This is a genomic window from Cupriavidus sp. 09_S30 (assembly GCF_056930435.1).
Genome location: NZ_JBXOWI010000001.1, coordinates 3,793,572 through 3,809,217, shown reverse-complemented (window position 1 = coordinate 3,809,217; position 15,646 = coordinate 3,793,572). Strand labels below are relative to the sequence as shown.

Here is a 15,646-nt window from a genome sequence, read left to right as displayed (position 1 = left end):
CACCGGGCGCATACTGATGGTTGCGCCAGGAAACGAAGTAGGGAAGTGAAATGAGCCGGCTGGACCATGAGTTGCTGATCGTCCCCGACGGCAAGCCGATCAAGATGTGGACCCAGGGCGTCCCGGTGGAAGATGAGGCCCGCCGGCAGCTGCAGAACACCGCCAGCCTGCCCTTCATCTTTCACCACGTCGCCGTGATGCCGGACGTGCACCTGGGCAAGGGCTCCACCATCGGCAGCGTGATCCCGACGCAGGGCGCCATCATCCCGGCGGCGGTGGGCGTGGATATCGGCTGCGGCATGATGGCGGTGCGCACCACCTTGAAGGCGGAGGACCTGCCCGATTCGCTGGCCGGCCTGCGCGGGGCGATCGAGCGCGCGGTGCCGCACGGCCGCTCGCCCGGCAAGCGCGACCCCGGCGCGTGGGACCGCCCGCCGCAGCCGGTGGACGAGGCCTGGCGTGCGCTGCAGCCGGGCTTTCGCCGCCTCGTCGAAAAGTATCCTAAGCTGGCGCGCACCCACAACCATGTGCACCTGGGCACGCTCGGCACGGGCAACCACTTTATCGAGGTCTGCCTGGACGAGGCGGGCAGCGTCTGGTTCATGCTGCACAGCGGCTCGCGCGGCGTGGGCAATGCCATCGGCACGCTCTTCATCGAGCTGGCGCAGGCCGATATGCGCAACCACCTCGCCAACCTGCCTGACCGCAACCTGGCCTACTTCCGCGAAGGCAGCACGCATTTCGACGACTACGTGGAGGCGGTCGGCTGGGCGCAGGACTTTGCGCGGCACAACCGCCTGGTGATGATGGACTCTGTGCTGCGCGCGGCGCGGCAGGCGCTGGGGCGGCCCTTCGGCATCGACGAGCATGCGGTCAACTGCCACCACAACTATGTGCAGAAGGAGGAGCACTTCGGCGCGCAGGTGTACGTCACGCGCAAGGGCGCGGTGTCGGCGCAGAAGGGGCAGCTCGGCATTATCCCGGGCTCGATGGGGGCCAAGAGCTTTATCGTGCGCGGCCTGGGCAACGAAGAGAGCTTCTGCTCCTGCAGCCACGGCGCCGGCCGCGCGATGAGCCGCACCGAGGCCAAGCGCCGCTTCACCGTGGCCGACCACGCGCGCGCCACGGCGGGGGTGGAATGCCGCAAGGATGCCGGCGTGGTCGACGAGACGCCGATGGCCTACAAGGACATCGAGGCGGTGATGCGGGCGCAGCAAAGCCTGGTGGAGATCGTCCACACGCTGCGCCAGGTTGTTTGTGTGAAGGGCTAGCCGCCGCGCTACGGCACGGCCGGTGTCTGCGGCTGCTCAGCCTCCTCTGCGATGGCCCCTGCCTTGCGCGCTTCGTGATGGTGGTCCGCGGCCAGGAACATGTACATCGCCGGCACCACGAACAGCGTGAAGAGCGTGCCAATGGACATCCCCGTGAAGATCACCAGCCCCATGGCGCGGCGCCCGGCCGCGCCGGCGCCGGAGGCGATCACCAGCGGCACCACGCCCACCACCATGGCGGCGGTCGTCATCAGGATGGGGCGCAGTCGCACCGAGGCGGCGTGCTCCAGCGCCGCACGCTTGCTTTGCCCGGCGCGCTGCAGTTCGTTGGCGAACTGCACGATCAGGATGCCGTGCTTGCTGATCAGCCCCATCAGCGTGACCAGTCCCACTTGCGTGTAGATGTTCAGTGTGGCCAGCCCCAGATTGATGAAGATCAGCGCGCCGAACAGCGCCATCGGTACCGAGACCAGGATCACCACCGGGTCGCGGAAGCTTTCGAACAGCGCGGCCAGCACCAGGAACACGATGATGGTGGCGAACAGCAGCGAGATGACAAAGCCGCCGGATTCCTGCGTGTACTGGCGCGAGGGGCCGGCGTAGTCGATCGAATAGCCGCTCGGCGCCACTTCATTGGTCATCTGGCGCAGCGCGGCCAGCACCTCGCCCTCCGTGGTGCCGGGCACGGGTACGCCGGAGATGGTGGCGGAGTTCAGCTGCTGAAAGTGGTTGATGGACTCCGGCACCACGCTGTGCTCCAGCCGGGCCACGGTGGAGGCCGGTACCACGCTGCCGTCCGGGGTGTTGATGTAGTAATTGAGGATCTGCGAAGGATTGAGCCGGTCCACCTGCAGTACCTGCGGAATCACCTTGTATGAGCGCCCGGCGAGGGAGAAGTAGTTGACGTAGCCGCCGCCCAGCGCCGCGGTGAGGCTGGCGCCGACGTTGGCCTGGGTCAGGCCGAGCGAGGCAACCTTGTCGCGGTCGACGGTCACCGTGCTCTGCGGCTTGTCGAGCTTGAGATCGCTGTCGACGAAGAAGAACATGCCGCTGGCGAGCGCCTTGGCGAGCACCGCCTGCGAGACCTCGTTCAGGTTCTGGAAGGGCTCGGTGGTGTTGATGACGAACTGGATCGGCAGGCCCCGCGCGCCGGGCAGCGGCGGGAATTGGAAGGCCGCCACGCGCGCGCCGGCAATGGTGTCCCACCTCTTCTGCAGCTCCTGCTGCAGCTCCAACGCGCCGCGGCTGCGCTTGTCCCAGGGTGTCATCAGCACGCCGCCGATGCCCTGGTTGAGCGTGGGCGTGCCGGTGAGCTGGAACATCTGCGCGTACTCAGGCAGGGTCTTGGACAGCGCGAAGATCTGGTCGGCGTAGGTCTGCATCTGCTGGATGGTGGCATTGGGCGGCCCCACGAGCTGCGACAGCACGATGCCCTGGTCTTCCTGCGGCGCCAGCTCCGACTTGGAGGTCAGGAACAGGTAGACCGCGCCCGCCAACAGCAGCGCACCCATCACCACCAGCACCACCCAGGTGTCGAGCAGGCTCGACAGCAGGCGGCGGTAGCCGTGGTGCACGCGGTCGAACTGACGGTCGATGAACTGCACGAAGCGCCCGGATTCCTGCTCGGCGCGGAAGAAGCGCGCGCACATCATCGGCGAAAGCGTCATCGCCACCACGCCGGAAACCGTCACCGCGCCGGCCAGCGTGAAGGCGAACTCGGTGAACAGCGCGCCGGTCAGTCCGCCCTGGAAGCCGATCGGCGCGTACACCGCCACGAGTACTACGGTCATGGCAACGATCGGGCCGCCCAGCTCGCGCGCGGCGATCAGTGCGGCCTCCAGCGGGGGGCGGCCTTCTTCCTTCATGTGGCGGTCCACGTTCTCCACCACGATGATGGCGTCGTCCACCACCAGGCCGATGGCCAGCACCAAGGCGAGCAGCGTGAGCAGGTTGATGGAGTAGCCCAGCACCAGCATCACGAAGAAGGTGCCGACCAGCGACAGCGGCATGGCGATGATGGGGATGATCACCGCACGGAAGCTGCCCAGGAAGAGGAAGATCACCAGGGTGACGATCAGCAGCGCCTCGACCAGGGTCTTGATCACCTCGCGGATCGCGGTGTTCACGAATTCGGTGGCGTCATAGACGATCTTGCCGGTCAGGCCGGTGGGCAGCTGCGCCTGGATGGTGGGAAAGAGCGTGCGCACGCGCTCGGCCACGTCGAGCACATTGGCTTTCGGTGCGGTCTTGATGCCGATGAAGACCGAGCGCTTGCCGCTGAAGGCGACGCTGAAGTTGTAGTTGTCGGCGCCCAGCACGACGGTGGCAACGTCCTGCAGGCGCACCAGCGCGCCGTCGACCGACTTCACCACGAGCTGCTTGAATTCGTCGACGCTGTGCAGATCGGTATTGCTGGTCATGTCCACGCTGACCATCTGTCCCTTGGTCGTGCCCAGCGCGGCCAGGTAGTTGTTGTTGGTCAGCGCCGCATAGACGTCGGCCGCGGTCACGCCGAAGGCGGCCAGGCGCTGCGGATCCAGCCAGGCGCGCAGCGCGAACTGGCGCGCGCCGAGGATTTCCGCGGTCTGCACGCCTTCCACCGAGTCGAGCTTGGGCTTGACCACGCGCAGCAGGTAGTCGGTCACGCTGTTGTCCGGCAGGACGTCGCTATAGAAGCCCATGTACATGGTGTCGGTGGTCTGGCCCACCTGCACCGTGACCACCGGCTGCTGCGACTGGGGCGGCAGCTGGTTGCGCACCGAGCTGATCTGCGTGCTGATCTCGGTCAGGGCGCGGTTGGCGTCGTAGTTCAGCCGCAGCGTGCAGGTGATGGTGGAGACGCCGCTGGCGCTGGTCGAGGACATATAGTCGATGCCCTGGGCCTGCGCGATGGCCGCCTCCAGCGGCTGGGTGATGAAGCCGGCCACGGTGTCGGCGTTGGCGCCGTAGTAGTAGGTGGTCACGGTGACCACGGCGTTTTCGGTATGCGGATACTGGCTGACGGGCAGGTCGGCCAGCGAGCGCAGGCCGAGCACGAGGATCAGCAGGCTGACCACCGTGGCCAGCACCGGACGCTTGATGAAGATGTCGGTGAAGTTCATCGCGGCACGCTCGCTGTGGCTTGCTGTGGCTCGTTGTGGCTGTGTGGCGTTGCGGCTTACTGTTCCTGCGGCGCCGGATTGGGGGAGTCCGCCGGCTGCACCCGGTTGTCGATCACCAGCCGCGTGCCGTTCTTGAGCTTGAGCTGGCCGCTGGTGACCACCTGCGTGCCTTCGGCCAGTCCTTTCTCGATGGCGACCTGGTCGCCGCGCGTGGACCCGACCGTGACGAAGACCTGCTGCGCGACGGGCAGCGGCTTACCGCCTGGCGCGGGCGGCGCGGCCTCGCCCGGCTTGGGCGCCGGCGCCGGCTGCACGGTGAAGACGGTGGCGCCATACGGGTTGTAGCTGATGCTCGTCTGCGGCAGCGTCAGATGGCGCTGCGGGGTGCCCACATCGATCTTGACGGTCACGTACATGCCCGGCAGAAGCTTGCCCGCATGGTTCTCCAGCAGCGCCTCCACCTGCACGTTGCGCGTGGCGGTGTCCACCTTCGGGTTGATCGAGGTGATCTTGCCGGTGAAGGCGACGCCGCGGTAGGCGTTGCTTTCGGCGCTGACCGGCTGGCCCACGGCGAGCTGGCCGATGTCCTGCTGCGGCAGCGTGAAATCGGCGTAGATGGGATCGATGGCCTGCAGCGTGACGATGGCGTCGCCGGGATTGAGGTACTGGCCGGGATTGAGCTTGGTGATGCCGAGCTTGCCGGCGAAGGGCGCGCGGATGGTCTTCTTGGCGACGATGGCGGCCTGCTGCTCCACCTGCGCGCGCTTGCTCTTGAGGTCGGCGGTGTCGGCGTCGAGCGTGGCCTTGGCGATCACCTTGATGTCGTACTGCGCCTTGTCGCGGTCATAGACGGTCTGCGCCAGTTCCGCAGCGGCCTGCAGCGCCTGCAGCTGCGCCACATCGGAGTCGGCGTTGAGCTGCACCAGCACCTGGCCCGCGTGCGCCTCGGCGCCCGAGACGAAGTGGACCTGGCGCACCAGGCCGGCGATCTCGGTGGTCACGTCCACGCCGCGCACCGCGCGCAGGCTACCCACCGCCGAAAGCTGCGGCTGCCAGACCTGGTAGGCGGCGCGCGTGGCGCTGACCGTGGCCGGCGGCGCGGCGTTGCTTGCCATGAACTTCTTGAACATGAACGCCTTGAACAGGTTGAAGCCGACCAGCGCAGCCAGCAGCAGCCCCACGCAGACCAGCATGATCGTCATGCGTTTCTTCATTGCTTGTTCTCCACGGGCAGCGTTGCCCTGGCCTGCGTCTCGTGTGGCTCGTGCGGCCCGGCCGCCGCCTGGCCATTGCCGCTGGCATCGCCATGGCTTTGGCCGGTGTGGTCGACCCGGGCGGCGGGCCTGACGTCGGCATCCTGCTGCGCGTTCCACCAGCCGCCGCCAACCGCCTGGTACAGGGCGGCCGTGTCGGCATAGCGGGCCGCCTGCGCCTGCACCAGGCTCAGCACGGTCTGCTGGTGCTGGCGCTGCGCGTCGAGCAGCGTCAGGTAACTGACCGCGCCCAGCCGGTACTGCTGCTGGCTCAGTTCCAGCGAGGCGAGGGCCGCGCTGGCGGCCTCCGCCTGGGCGGACAGCGCGTGCGCATCGTTGTCGAGCGCGCGCAGGGCATCGGCCACGTTCTGGAAGGCCTGCAGCACGGTCTGCTGGTATTGGGCGTTGGCCTGGTCGAAGGCCGCCACCGCCGCGCGGCGCTGTGCATTGAGCTGGCCGCCATGGAAGAGCGGTTGCGTCAGGCCGGCGCCCAGGCTCCACACCGTGTTGGCGGACTGGAACAGGCCCGCCGGCGTCAGCGCGACGGCACCGTAGCTGCCGGTCAGCGTCAGCTTGGGATACATGGCGGCGGTGGCCACGCCGACATTGGCGCTGGCCTGGTGCAGCAGGGCCTCGGCGGCCAGGATGTCGGGGCGCTGCCGCACCAGTTCGGAAGGCAGGCTGGCCGGCAGCTCGCGCGGCAAGGAGAAATCGGACAACTGGAAGCGCGGCAGCGTCTCGGTGCTGGGCGGCCTGCCGGCCAGCACGGCGAGCTGGTGGCGGGTCTGCTCCAGTGCCTGCTGCAGCGGCGGCAGCGTGGCGCGCGTCTGGGCCACCGTGGTGCGCTGCTGCAGCACCGCGGACTGGTTGACCCCACCCAGCTCGAACTGGCGGGTCAGCAGGTCGAGCTGCTGCTGCTGGTCGGCGGCGATGCGCTGCGTCGCGTCGATCTGCGCGCGCAGCGATGCTTCCTTGACGGCAGCGGTGACGAGATTGGCGGTCAGCGCCAGGTAGGCGGCCTGCCACTGGAATTGCTGGAAGTCGATCTGCGCGCGCAGTGCCTCCAGCTCGCGCCGCGTGCCGCCGAACAGGTCCAGCGTGTAGGACACATTGACCGAGGCGTTGTAGAGGTTGAACTCCTCGCTGACGCCGGGCAAGCCGAAATTCAGTCCCGAGATGCGTGAGCGCTGCGCACCCAGTTGTCCATCGAAACTCGGCAGCAGCTTGCCGCCCGCGGTGGCGCGGTAGTTCTCGCGCGCCTGGCGCAGCGCCGCGCGTGCAGCGGCCAGGTTCGGGCTGTTGGCGAGCGCTTCGTGGATCAGGTCGTCGAGCGGCGCGCAGTGGAAGAGCGACCACCATTCGCCCGGAACCTGTTGCGCGGTGACAAAGCGCTGCGCGGCGCCGGCATCGGCGGGCATGCCGGGCGTGGCCACGGTCTGCTCGGGCAGCGGCGCGGGCGTGACGCGCTCGCCCGGCGGCGGCGCGGGCGAGTGGTAGTCAGGGCCCACGGCGCAAGCCGCTAGCGTGGCAGTTGCCGCGCAAACCACCGCCGCTTTCCATGCGCGCTGCCCGAAATGCTGGCAGGCGACACCACCCGGCACGCCGCCCATCCGCTTCCCCCCGGCGCGGCCGGGCAGGCACCTGGCCGCGAAAGAATCTGCGTTCGGCAAGACTAGCGCAATTTGCCGGCGCTGGTGCGTGCGGATTTACGGAACAGGAGGCGCGTCGAACGCTTTACGGCGACGGCGCCTGTACGGTACGGCACTTTTGGGGCGCGGCATGCACTTTGCGGCAATTGCGGCTGGCGTGGCCAGAGCGTCGCACGCCTACTCCACAGCAGCCGTGCGTGCCTCGATGGCCCGCACCACCGCCACCATGTCGGACTGCGCCAGGCCCAGCGCCAGGGTCTCGCCATACAGCGCATGGCAGACATCCAGCAGTGGTGAAGCGATGCCAGCGGCGCGCGCGGCTTCGGCGACCAGACGGTTGTTCTTCAGCACGTCCGTGATCGAGGCCTGCACGTCGAAATCGCCGGCGACAAGCTTGGCGGCCTTGACCCGCGACACGCTGCTCGCCATCGGGCCGGCATCGAGCACCTCCAGGAGGCGCTGCATGTCCAGGCCGTGCCGTTCGGCGAAGTGCACCGCTTCGGCCAGGCCGGTGACCATGGTGATCAGGAACAGGTTGACCGCGAGCTTCATCAGCAAGGCCGAAGGCACCGCGCCGCACGCCACCGCCTGGTGGCACATGGGACGCAGCAAGGGCAATACCTCGGCCACGCTGTCGTCGTCGCCTGCCACCATCGCCACCAGTTGTCCCGCCTCCGCCGGCTTGCGCGATCCCGACACGGGCGCTTCGACGTAGCGGCCGCCGGCGGCCCGGGTGTCGGCATCGAGCACGCGCGAGAATTCCGCCGAGGTGGTGCCCATATTGACGATGATATGGCCCGACACCCGGGCGCCGAACGCGGGCGTGGCCCGCCCCAGTGCAGCGTCGATCGCATCGTCGTTGGCGAGCATCAGGATGACGATGCGGGCCTGCCCGAACAGCGCGTCGGCGCTGGCCGCCACCGCGGCGCCGGCCGCGCGCAGCGGCTCGCACCTGTCCGCGCTGCGGTTCCAGACGATGAGCGGGGTTCCCGCCCGTGCCAGGTTCAGCGCCATGGGGTGGCCCATGACGCCCAGGCCGATGAAACCGATTGCCATGCCGTTCTCCATTCCTTTACGTTCCCTTTGTGTTCCCTTTCCCCGATGCCGGATCACGCTGCGGCAAGCGTGCCTGCGTGGCGGATCGGCGCTATGCTGGACACCCGCCGTGTCGCCGGCGGTGCTCGTCCTCGCGCGTGCCTGGGCAGCGCTGGATCCACTCTAGGACGATGGCTCGGGAGGTGTCTTGAACGATTGTGCGCAAGGGGTTGCCGCTGGCGGCAACCGGTTCCGGATGGGCCGTGGCGGCGAGGGCATCGAGCGTGCCGAGGCCTTTTTCCACGGGCAGGCTTTCGCGCCGCACCGTCATGACACCTATGCCATCGGCGTCACCACGGCCGGCGTGCAGACGTTCCGCTACCGTGGCGAGCGGCGCGTCTGCCTGCCAGGCCAGTGCCACATCCTGCATCCCGACGAACTGCACGACGGCGGCGCCGGTACCGAGGCCGGCTTCGGCTACCGCATCGTCTACGTGGATCCCGGCCTGATCCAGCAGGCGCTGGGCGGGCGGCCGCTGCCTTTCGCGCGCACTCCAGTGGTGGACGCCGAACTGCTGCCCGAAGGGTTTGCCGCGGGCGCCTGGGACCTGGAAGGCGAGGTCGACGGACTAGCTCGGGTGGAGATCGCGGTCGCGGTGGCCAACCTGCTGGTGGCGGCCAGCGGTGGCGCGCCGGCTCGGCCAGGGGCACCGCCGCTCGATGCCCTGCAGCGCGTGCGCGAGATGATCGCCGCGAGCCCGGCCGACCGGCATGCCATCGAAGTGCTAGAGCGCGCCAGCGGCCTGGACCGCTGGACCATCGCGCGCCAGTTCCGCGCGCTGTTCGGCACCAGCCCCAGCCGCTTCCGCACGCAGCGCCAGCTCGACCTGGTGCGTCGCCTGCTGGCCGGCGGCACGCCAGCCAGCGTCGCGGCGCTGGAAGCGGGCTTCGCCGACCAGAGCCATATGTCGCGGCATTTCAAGCGTGCCTACGGACTGACGCCGGCAGTGTGGGCCGCAGCGGTGACGGGGAGGGGTGGCCGGCGAAGCTAGGATGTCGCGCTGGCGAGCGCCTGCCCTCACCCATTCATCGAGGCCGGAATTCCATTCAGCGTCTCAACCGTGCTTCAATACGCGCCAATGCACTGTTCTGCCGGCAACATTCCATCATGCCCCTGATCGACATCCGCAACCTCCAGCAAGCCGCCGCCGCCTTCGGCGAGGCGCGCGGCTGGGGCAAGTACCACAGCCCCAAGAACCTCGCCATGGCGCTGTCCGTGGAAGTCGCCGAACTGGTCGAGATCTTCCAGTGGCAGACCGAGGACGAGTCGCGCGGTGTCATGGCCACGGCCGAGCGCGAACACGTGGAGCAGGAGCTGGCCGACATCACCATCTACCTGACGCAGCTGGTGACCGCGCTGGGCGTGGACCTGGATGCGGCGGTGCGCGCGAAGATGGAGCAGAACGCGCGGAAGTATCCGCCGCCCGCCGCGCAGGAATGAGCGAGCCGTGCCGCCCGCCATGCTTCAGGCGTTGATGGGCCCTGCGAGAGCGCGCGAGCTACGCCACTACTGACAAGAACTGCCCGAGCCCGACGCCCGCGGCTGCCCGACGATGCGCTCGGGCGGTCCCATCGCATGTACCTTCCCGTGGTGCATGAAGAGCACTCCGGCTACACTGCCATCCATCTTCCAGCAGGAGGGCGCTATGGCAGCAAATTCGGCAGCAAAGTCGAAAGGCCGCATCCGCGTCGGCATCGGCGGCTGGGCATACGCGCCCTGGCGCGACAACTTCTATCCCGCCGGCCTCGCCCAGGCGCGCGAGCTGGAATACGCCAGCCGCCACCTGAGCGCGATCGAGATCAACAGCACCTACCACGGCACGCAGAAGCGCGCGTCCTTCATCAAGTGGCGCGACCAGACGCCCGATGGCTTTGTGTTCTCGGTGAAGGCCTCGCGCTTCGCCACCAACCGCAGCGTGCTTGCGGAGGCGGGCGATTCGGTGGCGCGTTTCCTCGACAGTGGTATCGCGGAGCTGGGGGCCAAGCTGGGGCCGGTGGTGTGGCAGTTCGCGCCGACCAAGCGTTTCGAGGCGGAGGATTTCGAGGCTTTCCTCGAGCTGCTGCCGGCCGAGGTGGAGGGTGTGAAGCTGCGTCATGTGCTGGAGGTGCGGCACGAGAGCTTCGCCTCGCCGGACTACCTGGCGCTGGCGCGCCGCTACAAGATGGCGACGGTGTTGGCCGATTCGCCGAAGTTCCCCTCGCTGGCGGACCTGAGCGCCGATTTCGTCTACGCGCGGCTGATGGGCAGCAGCGAGAAGCTGAAGGATGGCTACGCGCCGAAGGCGCTCGACGCCTGGGCGCAGCGCGTGGCCGCGTGGGCCGGCGGGGCCGAGCCGGACGACCTGCCGCGCGTGGAGGCGAAGCCTGCGCCGGCGCGCAAGCGCGAGGTCTTCGTCTTCTTCATCAACGGCGCGAAGGAGCGGGCGCCCGCCGCGGCGCAGGCCTTGCTGCAGCGGCTGGGATGGCAGCCATCCGGCTGGCCGGCCTCGTGACCCGGCGCGCGCGAGGGTGCCGCAGCTGGGCCGCGGCACCATGTGACGTCTGAGCCGGAGCGGCTGGATATAATCCGGCATGACTTCTTCCCCCGCCCAGCCGTCCAACGGCACCCCGTTCTCCCGCCTGCCCCTGTCGCCCGCCACGCTGGAGACGCTCGCGCAGCTCGGCTACCAGGACATGACGCCGATCCAGGCGGCCGCGCTGCCGCTGGCGCTGGCTGGCCAGGACCTGATCGCGCAGGCCAAGACCGGCAGCGGCAAGACCGCCGCCTTCGCGCTGGCGCTGCTGCACCGGCTCGATGCGCGCAACTTCGATACCCAGGCCTTGGTGCTGTGCCCGACGCGTGAACTGGCCGACCAGGTGACGCAAGAGATCCGGCGGCTGGCGCGCGGCGAGGACAATGTGAAGGTGCTGACACTGTGCGGCGGCACGCCGATGCGCCCGCAGGTGGAGAGCCTGGCCCATGGCGCGCATATCGCCGTCGGCACGCCGGGCCGCATCCTGGATCACCTGCAGCGCGGCACCCTGGAATTGGGCGGGCTCAACACGCTGGTGCTCGACGAGGCGGACCGCATGCTCGACATGGGCTTCTTCGACGATATCGCCATGGTGGCGCGCGCCTGTCCCAAGGCGCGCCAGACGCTGCTGTTCTCCGCAACCTACCCGGAAGGCATTGCCAGGCTGAGCCAGCAATTCCTGCGCGAACCGCGCGAAGTGAAGCTGGTGGAGCAGCATGCCGGCGACACGATCCGCCAGCGCTTCTACGAGGTGGAGGAGGGCGAGCGCCTCTCCGCGGTGGGTCGCCTCCTCGACCATTACCGCCCGGAGAGCACGCTGGCCTTCTGCAACACCAAGGCGCGCTGCCGCGATCTGGTGGAGCTGCTGCAGGCGCAGGGCTTCCAGGCGCTGGCGCTGCACGGCGAACTGGAGCAGCGTGATCGTGACCAGGTGCTGGTGCAGTTCGCCAATCGAAGCTGCTCGGTGCTGGTGGCCACCGATGTGGCGGCCCGCGGCCTGGACATCGCGCAACTCGAGGCGGTGATCAATGTCGATGTCACGCCGGATCCCGAGGTGCACGTCCACCGCATCGGGCGCACCGGCCGCGCCGGCGAGGATGGCTGGGCCTTCAGCCTGGCGAGCATGAACGAGATGGGCCGCGTGGGCAATATCGAGCAGGCGCAGGGCGCGGAGGTGCAGTGGCATCCGCTGGGCGACCTGGCGCCGGCCAGCCCGCAGCGCCTGCTGCCGCCGATGGTGACCTTGCAGATCCTTGGCGGGCGCAAGGAAAAGATCCGCCCGGGCGACGTGCTGGGCGCGCTCACCGGCGAGGCCGGCTTCGTCAAGGAGCAGATCGGCAAGATCAATGTGATGGAGATGTCCACCTATGTGGCGGTGGACCGCGACATCGGGCGCGAGGCAGTGCGCAAGCTCACCGAGGGCAAGCTCAAGGGGCGCAAGGTCAGGGTCCGCATGCTGACCGAGTAAGGGATGCGGCCGGCGTGAGCGCCGGCCGTTTGCATTGCGGGCGTCGCCAGCGCGCCGCGGGTGTCGTCAGCTGCGAAAGCCGATGCGCTTGTGCGTGCCGTCGCAGAAGGGCTTGTTGCCCGAGTGGCCGCAGCGGCAGAGCCAGGCTTCGGTCATGCGGTCGATCAGCGCGCCGCTTTCGCTCACCACTTCCAGGTTGCCCTTGACGTGCAGCGGCCCGTTCGGGATCGGGTGGACCTCAAGCGGCCCGCCGGATTGCACGAGCGCCGCGCAGGCGCCGGCGGGTATTTCGCCGGGCGCGTGGAAACCGTTCTCGGCATGGCTGCCGTCGCACAACGGTTTGCGATGCGAACCGCCGCAGCGGCACAAACTCACGCGCAGGCCCGCGGGCCTGCCGTCGATCAGCACCGGCGCGCGCACGACCAGCGGTCCGTTCTCGCACACTCTCACAATATTGGCGAGCGTGGCCTGCCCGGCATCGGATGCCGATGGCGTTGCCACATCATCGGCGGGCTTGCCCGCAATGGATTCGCTGGCCATGGGGCGTCTCCTCTTGGCTGGGCGGTTGTTTTACCGTTATAGCCCCTGCCCCAGGCTTGGGGCAGGACAATTCCATCGCCAGCCCGCGCCGCGCGCGTGCCACCGCTTCGGTCCTGCGGACTTTCCCGAAGAATCGTGGAAGTCACCCTATAAGCGCGCGCCATCCTTTGCTAATCTGGATGGACGAGGCGGCGGCGCATCGGGAGGAGCGCCCCGTCCGCGTCCCGGCCCAGGCCGGGCCGTGTTGCACTACTCTCTGTCCGCAACAAGGAGTCGGTGATGAAAACCGCACGACAGGTTCTGGAATCGAAAGGCAGCCAGGCGATCTACAGCATCCAGCCCGGTGCCACGGTGTACGCGGCGCTGCAACTGATGGCCGAGAAGAGCATCGGCGCGCTGCTGGTGATGGAGCATGGCAAGATCGTCGGCATCCTGAGCGAGCGCGACTACGCGCGCAAGGTGATCCTGATGCAGCGGACCTCCCGCGAGACGCTGGTGCGCGAGATCATGACCAGCGCGGTGATCTACGTGCGCGCCGACCAGACCACCGACGAGTGCATGGCCTTGATGACCAAGCACCGCATGCGGCACCTGCCGGTCATGGAGGGTGACGAACTGCTCGGTATGGTGTCGATCGGCGACCTGGTCAAGGACATCATCTCGGAACAGCGTTTCATCATCGAGCAACTGGAGCACTACATCAGCGGCGCGCGTTACTAGGCGCCGCACCCGCCATCCAGGCGCGGGGCCGGGGCAGGGCGCCCCGGCCTTCTCCGTTCTGCGCGGGGCCAAGGTGGCGACGCACGCGGTGGGCTGTTGGGAAACGCCGACAGTCGCTGTGAGCGTTTTGCCCGACTGCGGCCCGCCCGCGCCCATGCCCTGATGCGCCGCCTTGCGCGAAGATCGCAGCACGATGACGGCAGTCATCGTTCTTGCAGCACTGCTCGCCCATCCGGAAGACTTCCGGTCCCCGATCTCCCGCATCGTCTGGCCACGGCGCGACACTCGGCAACCGAATATAATTATGCGTTCGCTGAATAAGGGTGGCTGCGAGCCGGTTGGTACGGGCTCGCATACGAATAACTTCGCGCTAGTCCACCCGTTCGCCACCCATTCGCCGTAGTTCGCAGCCACTGGCTGCACCTTGCCTGCAGTTCCCGATGTCCTCCTCCACGTCTTCCCTAGCCAATCCCGCTGAATCCGCCGCGGCGCCCGCGCACGACCATCAGGCCGTCATGCGCGTGATCGGCGGCATCGTGCTGTGCATCCTCCTGGCCGCACTGGACCAGACCGTGGTGATCCCGGCGGTTCCGGCCATTGCCGCGGACCTGAACGGTTTCGGCCACCTCTCCTGGATCGTCACCGCCTACCTGATCGTGTCGACGGTGACCACGCCGCTGTATGGCAAGCTGTCCGACCATTTCGGGCGCCGCCGCCTGCTGCTGGCGGCCATCGCGCTGTTCATGCTGGCCTCCGTGGCCTGCGCGATGGCTCAGTCGCTGGGGCAGCTGATCCTGTTCCGCGCGCTGCAGGGCCTGGGCGGCGGCGGGTTGATGTCGCTGGCGCAGGCGGCCATCGCCGACGTGGTGGCGCCGCGCCAGCGCGGTCGCTACCAGGGTTACCTGGCCACCGTGTGGGCGGTGGCATCGATCGCGGGCCCGCTGGTGGGCGGCTGGGTGTCCGACCACCTGTCCTGGCGCTGGCTGTTCTGGATCAATGTGCCGCTGGGCCTGCTGGCCATGGCCATGTGCCATCGCGGCCTGGCGCGCCTGGCGCTGGCGCGCACCACGGGCCGGCCGCGCATCGACTGGCTGGGCGCCCTGTTGTTGACCGTGGCCATCGTTACCTTTCTGCTGGCGATGAGCTGGGGCGGCGAGGTATTCGACTGGCTGTCGCCGCAGATGGGCGCGCTCGCCCTGGCCACGGTGGTGGCAGTGGCAGCGCTGGCCTGGCAGGAGCGCCGCGCCGCCGACCCGATGCTGCCACCGCGGCTGTTCGCCAACCGTGCCTACGTGCTGGGCGTGGCGGCTTCGGCGCTCGCCGCGCTCGATATCTTCCTGTGCATCTTCGCGCTGCCGCTGCAGTTCCAGCTCGTGCGCGGTGCCGATGCCTCGTATTCGGGCCTGCTGGTGGTGCCCTTCCTGCTGGCGACGGTGGCGGGCAATTTCATCGTGGCCAGGCTGGCGCCGCGGCTGGGCCGCCTGCGCGGCCTGCTGATTGCCGGCCTGACCGCAGCGGTGGCGGGGCTGGCTGCGCTGGCCGCGCTACCGCCCACGGCGCCGCTCGCCGTGGTGCTGCTGGCCATGGCGCTGGCCGGCATCGGCCTGGGGGTGGCGATGGTGGGCACGCTGATGAGCGTGCAGAACGCGCTGGAGCGCCGCGACATGGGTGCCGGCACTGGCGCGCTGCTGGTGGTGCGCTCGCTGGGCAGCGCCTTCGGCGGCGCGCTCGCCGGCACGCTGCTGACGCTGGAGTTCCGCCGCGCCCAGGCCTCGGCCGGGCTGGCGCAGTCGCTCGACCTGGGCGCGCTGCGCCACGGCAGCGAGGCGCTGGCCCAGTTGCGGCCGGCCGTGCGCGAGGTGCTGGCGGCCGGCGTATCTTCGGGCTTTCACATGATCTTCGCGGTGGGCGCGGCGGCCGCATTGCTTGCCTTGCTGATCGTGCGCCGCGGCCCGGACCTGGAGCTGCGCGGCAGCGTGTCCGAGCACGCCGCCGCCTTGGCCATGGAGTGAGGCGGACGCCGCCTCGGTGGTTCGC

Annotated in this window: 12 protein-coding genes and 1 pseudogene; 7 read left to right on the top strand and 6 right to left on the bottom strand. The window is 68.7% G+C overall.

Annotation, left to right across the window (positions count from 1 at the left end; genetic code table 11):
- The first annotated feature begins 50 nt into the window (after positions 1–50).
- On the top strand, positions 51–1,271 hold the full coding sequence (locus AC1Z3O_RS17825; protein WP_483517019.1) for an RtcB family protein: 1,221 nt from the start codon (positions 51–53) through the stop codon (positions 1,269–1,271).
- Positions 1,272–1,279: 8 nt separating this feature from the next.
- Here the strand turns inward: AC1Z3O_RS17825 and AC1Z3O_RS17820 are convergent, their stop codons facing one another.
- The 4 genes from AC1Z3O_RS17820 to AC1Z3O_RS17805 all read right to left on the bottom strand — a co-directional run bounded on the left by AC1Z3O_RS17820 (position 1,280) and on the right by AC1Z3O_RS17805 (position 8,342).
- Positions 1,280–4,372, bottom strand: a complete 3,093-nt coding sequence (locus tag AC1Z3O_RS17820; protein WP_483517018.1) for an efflux RND transporter permease subunit — start codon at positions 4,370–4,372, stop codon at positions 1,280–1,282.
- Positions 4,373–4,428: 56 nt separating this feature from the next.
- Positions 4,429–5,586, bottom strand: coding sequence for an efflux RND transporter periplasmic adaptor subunit (locus AC1Z3O_RS17815; RefSeq protein ID WP_483517017.1), 1,158 nt, complete (start codon positions 5,584–5,586; stop codon positions 4,429–4,431).
- Complete coding sequence (locus AC1Z3O_RS17810) at positions 5,583–7,235, bottom strand: efflux transporter outer membrane subunit (protein ID WP_483517016.1); 1,653 nt, start codon at positions 7,233–7,235, stop codon at positions 5,583–5,585. The genes AC1Z3O_RS17815 and AC1Z3O_RS17810 overlap by 4 nt, the downstream gene beginning before the upstream one ends.
- A gap of 216 nt (positions 7,236–7,451) precedes the next feature.
- Positions 7,452–8,342: an NAD(P)-dependent oxidoreductase gene (locus tag AC1Z3O_RS17805; protein WP_483517015.1), complete on the bottom strand. Its 891-nt coding sequence runs from the start codon at positions 8,340–8,342 to the stop codon at positions 7,452–7,454.
- 175 nt (positions 8,343–8,517) lie between these two features.
- Here AC1Z3O_RS17805 and AC1Z3O_RS17800 point away from each other — a divergent pair, with 175 nt between their 5' ends.
- The 4 genes from AC1Z3O_RS17800 (at position 8,518) to dbpA (ending at position 12,349) form a co-directional block, all read left to right on the top strand.
- Positions 8,518–9,360 (top strand): AraC family transcriptional regulator, encoded by an 843-nt coding sequence (locus AC1Z3O_RS17800; RefSeq protein WP_483517014.1) that lies wholly within the window; start codon positions 8,518–8,520, stop codon positions 9,358–9,360.
- A 116-nt stretch (positions 9,361–9,476) separates the two neighbouring features.
- Positions 9,477–9,809 (top strand): nucleotide pyrophosphohydrolase, encoded by a 333-nt coding sequence (locus AC1Z3O_RS17795; RefSeq protein ID WP_483517013.1) that lies wholly within the window; start codon positions 9,477–9,479, stop codon positions 9,807–9,809.
- Between the two features lie 205 nt (positions 9,810–10,014).
- On the top strand, positions 10,015–10,860 hold the full coding sequence (locus tag AC1Z3O_RS17790) for a DUF72 domain-containing protein (protein ID WP_483517012.1): 846 nt from the start codon (positions 10,015–10,017) through the stop codon (positions 10,858–10,860).
- A gap of 79 nt (positions 10,861–10,939) precedes the next feature.
- Entirely contained in the window at positions 10,940–12,349 is a 1,410-nt protein-coding gene (dbpA, locus tag AC1Z3O_RS17785) for an ATP-dependent RNA helicase DbpA (protein ID WP_483517011.1), read from the top strand.
- 66 nt (positions 12,350–12,415) lie between these two features.
- On the opposite strand, the gene AC1Z3O_RS17780 is transcribed toward dbpA, so the two are convergent.
- Together AC1Z3O_RS17780 and AC1Z3O_RS17775 are read right to left on the bottom strand one after the other, a co-directional pair.
- A complete protein-coding gene (locus AC1Z3O_RS17780) occupies positions 12,416–12,577 on the bottom strand; it encodes a CDGSH iron-sulfur domain-containing protein (protein ID WP_483517651.1) in 162 nt (53 codons plus the stop codon).
- Positions 12,578–12,676: 99 nt separating this feature from the next.
- Positions 12,677–12,889: pseudogene (locus AC1Z3O_RS17775) on the bottom strand (CDGSH iron-sulfur domain-containing protein); the annotation flags it as partial.
- Between the two features lie 279 nt (positions 12,890–13,168).
- Here AC1Z3O_RS17775 and AC1Z3O_RS17770 point away from each other — a divergent pair.
- Together AC1Z3O_RS17770 and AC1Z3O_RS17765 are read left to right on the top strand one after the other, a co-directional pair.
- Entirely contained in the window at positions 13,169–13,609 is a 441-nt protein-coding gene (locus AC1Z3O_RS17770) for a CBS domain-containing protein (protein WP_483517010.1), read from the top strand.
- A gap of 515 nt (positions 13,610–14,124) precedes the next feature.
- The gene (locus tag AC1Z3O_RS17765) at positions 14,125–15,621 is read left to right on the top strand and encodes an MDR family MFS transporter (RefSeq protein WP_483517650.1); all 1,497 of its coding nucleotides are present in this window, start codon (positions 14,125–14,127) and stop codon (positions 15,619–15,621) included.
- The last annotated feature ends 25 nt before the right edge of the window (positions 15,622–15,646 follow it).

What these genes read in the sequence shown, in the direction of transcription:
- AC1Z3O_RS17805 (WP_483517015.1), bottom strand. Translation starts at nt 8,342, where the DNA reads ATGGAGAACGGCATGGCAATCGGTTTCATCGGCCTGGGCGTCATGGGC.
- dbpA (WP_483517011.1), top strand. Translation starts at nt 10,940, where the DNA reads ATGACTTCTTCCCCCGCCCAGCCGTCCAACGGCACCCCGTTCTCCCGC.
- AC1Z3O_RS17765 (WP_483517650.1), top strand. Translation starts at nt 14,125, where the DNA reads ATGCGCGTGATCGGCGGCATCGTGCTGTGCATCCTCCTGGCCGCACTG.
- AC1Z3O_RS17790 (WP_483517012.1), top strand. Translation starts at nt 10,015, where the DNA reads ATGGCAGCAAATTCGGCAGCAAAGTCGAAAGGCCGCATCCGCGTCGGC.
- AC1Z3O_RS17810 (WP_483517016.1), bottom strand. Translation starts at nt 7,235, where the DNA reads ATGGGCGGCGTGCCGGGTGGTGTCGCCTGCCAGCATTTCGGGCAGCGC.
- AC1Z3O_RS17825 (WP_483517019.1), top strand. Translation starts at nt 51, where the DNA reads ATGAGCCGGCTGGACCATGAGTTGCTGATCGTCCCCGACGGCAAGCCG.
- AC1Z3O_RS17795 (WP_483517013.1), top strand. Translation starts at nt 9,477, where the DNA reads ATGCCCCTGATCGACATCCGCAACCTCCAGCAAGCCGCCGCCGCCTTC.
- AC1Z3O_RS17820 (WP_483517018.1), bottom strand. Translation starts at nt 4,372, where the DNA reads ATGAACTTCACCGACATCTTCATCAAGCGTCCGGTGCTGGCCACGGTG.
- AC1Z3O_RS17770 (WP_483517010.1), top strand. Translation starts at nt 13,169, where the DNA reads ATGAAAACCGCACGACAGGTTCTGGAATCGAAAGGCAGCCAGGCGATC.
- AC1Z3O_RS17815 (WP_483517017.1), bottom strand. Translation starts at nt 5,586, where the DNA reads ATGAAGAAACGCATGACGATCATGCTGGTCTGCGTGGGGCTGCTGCTG.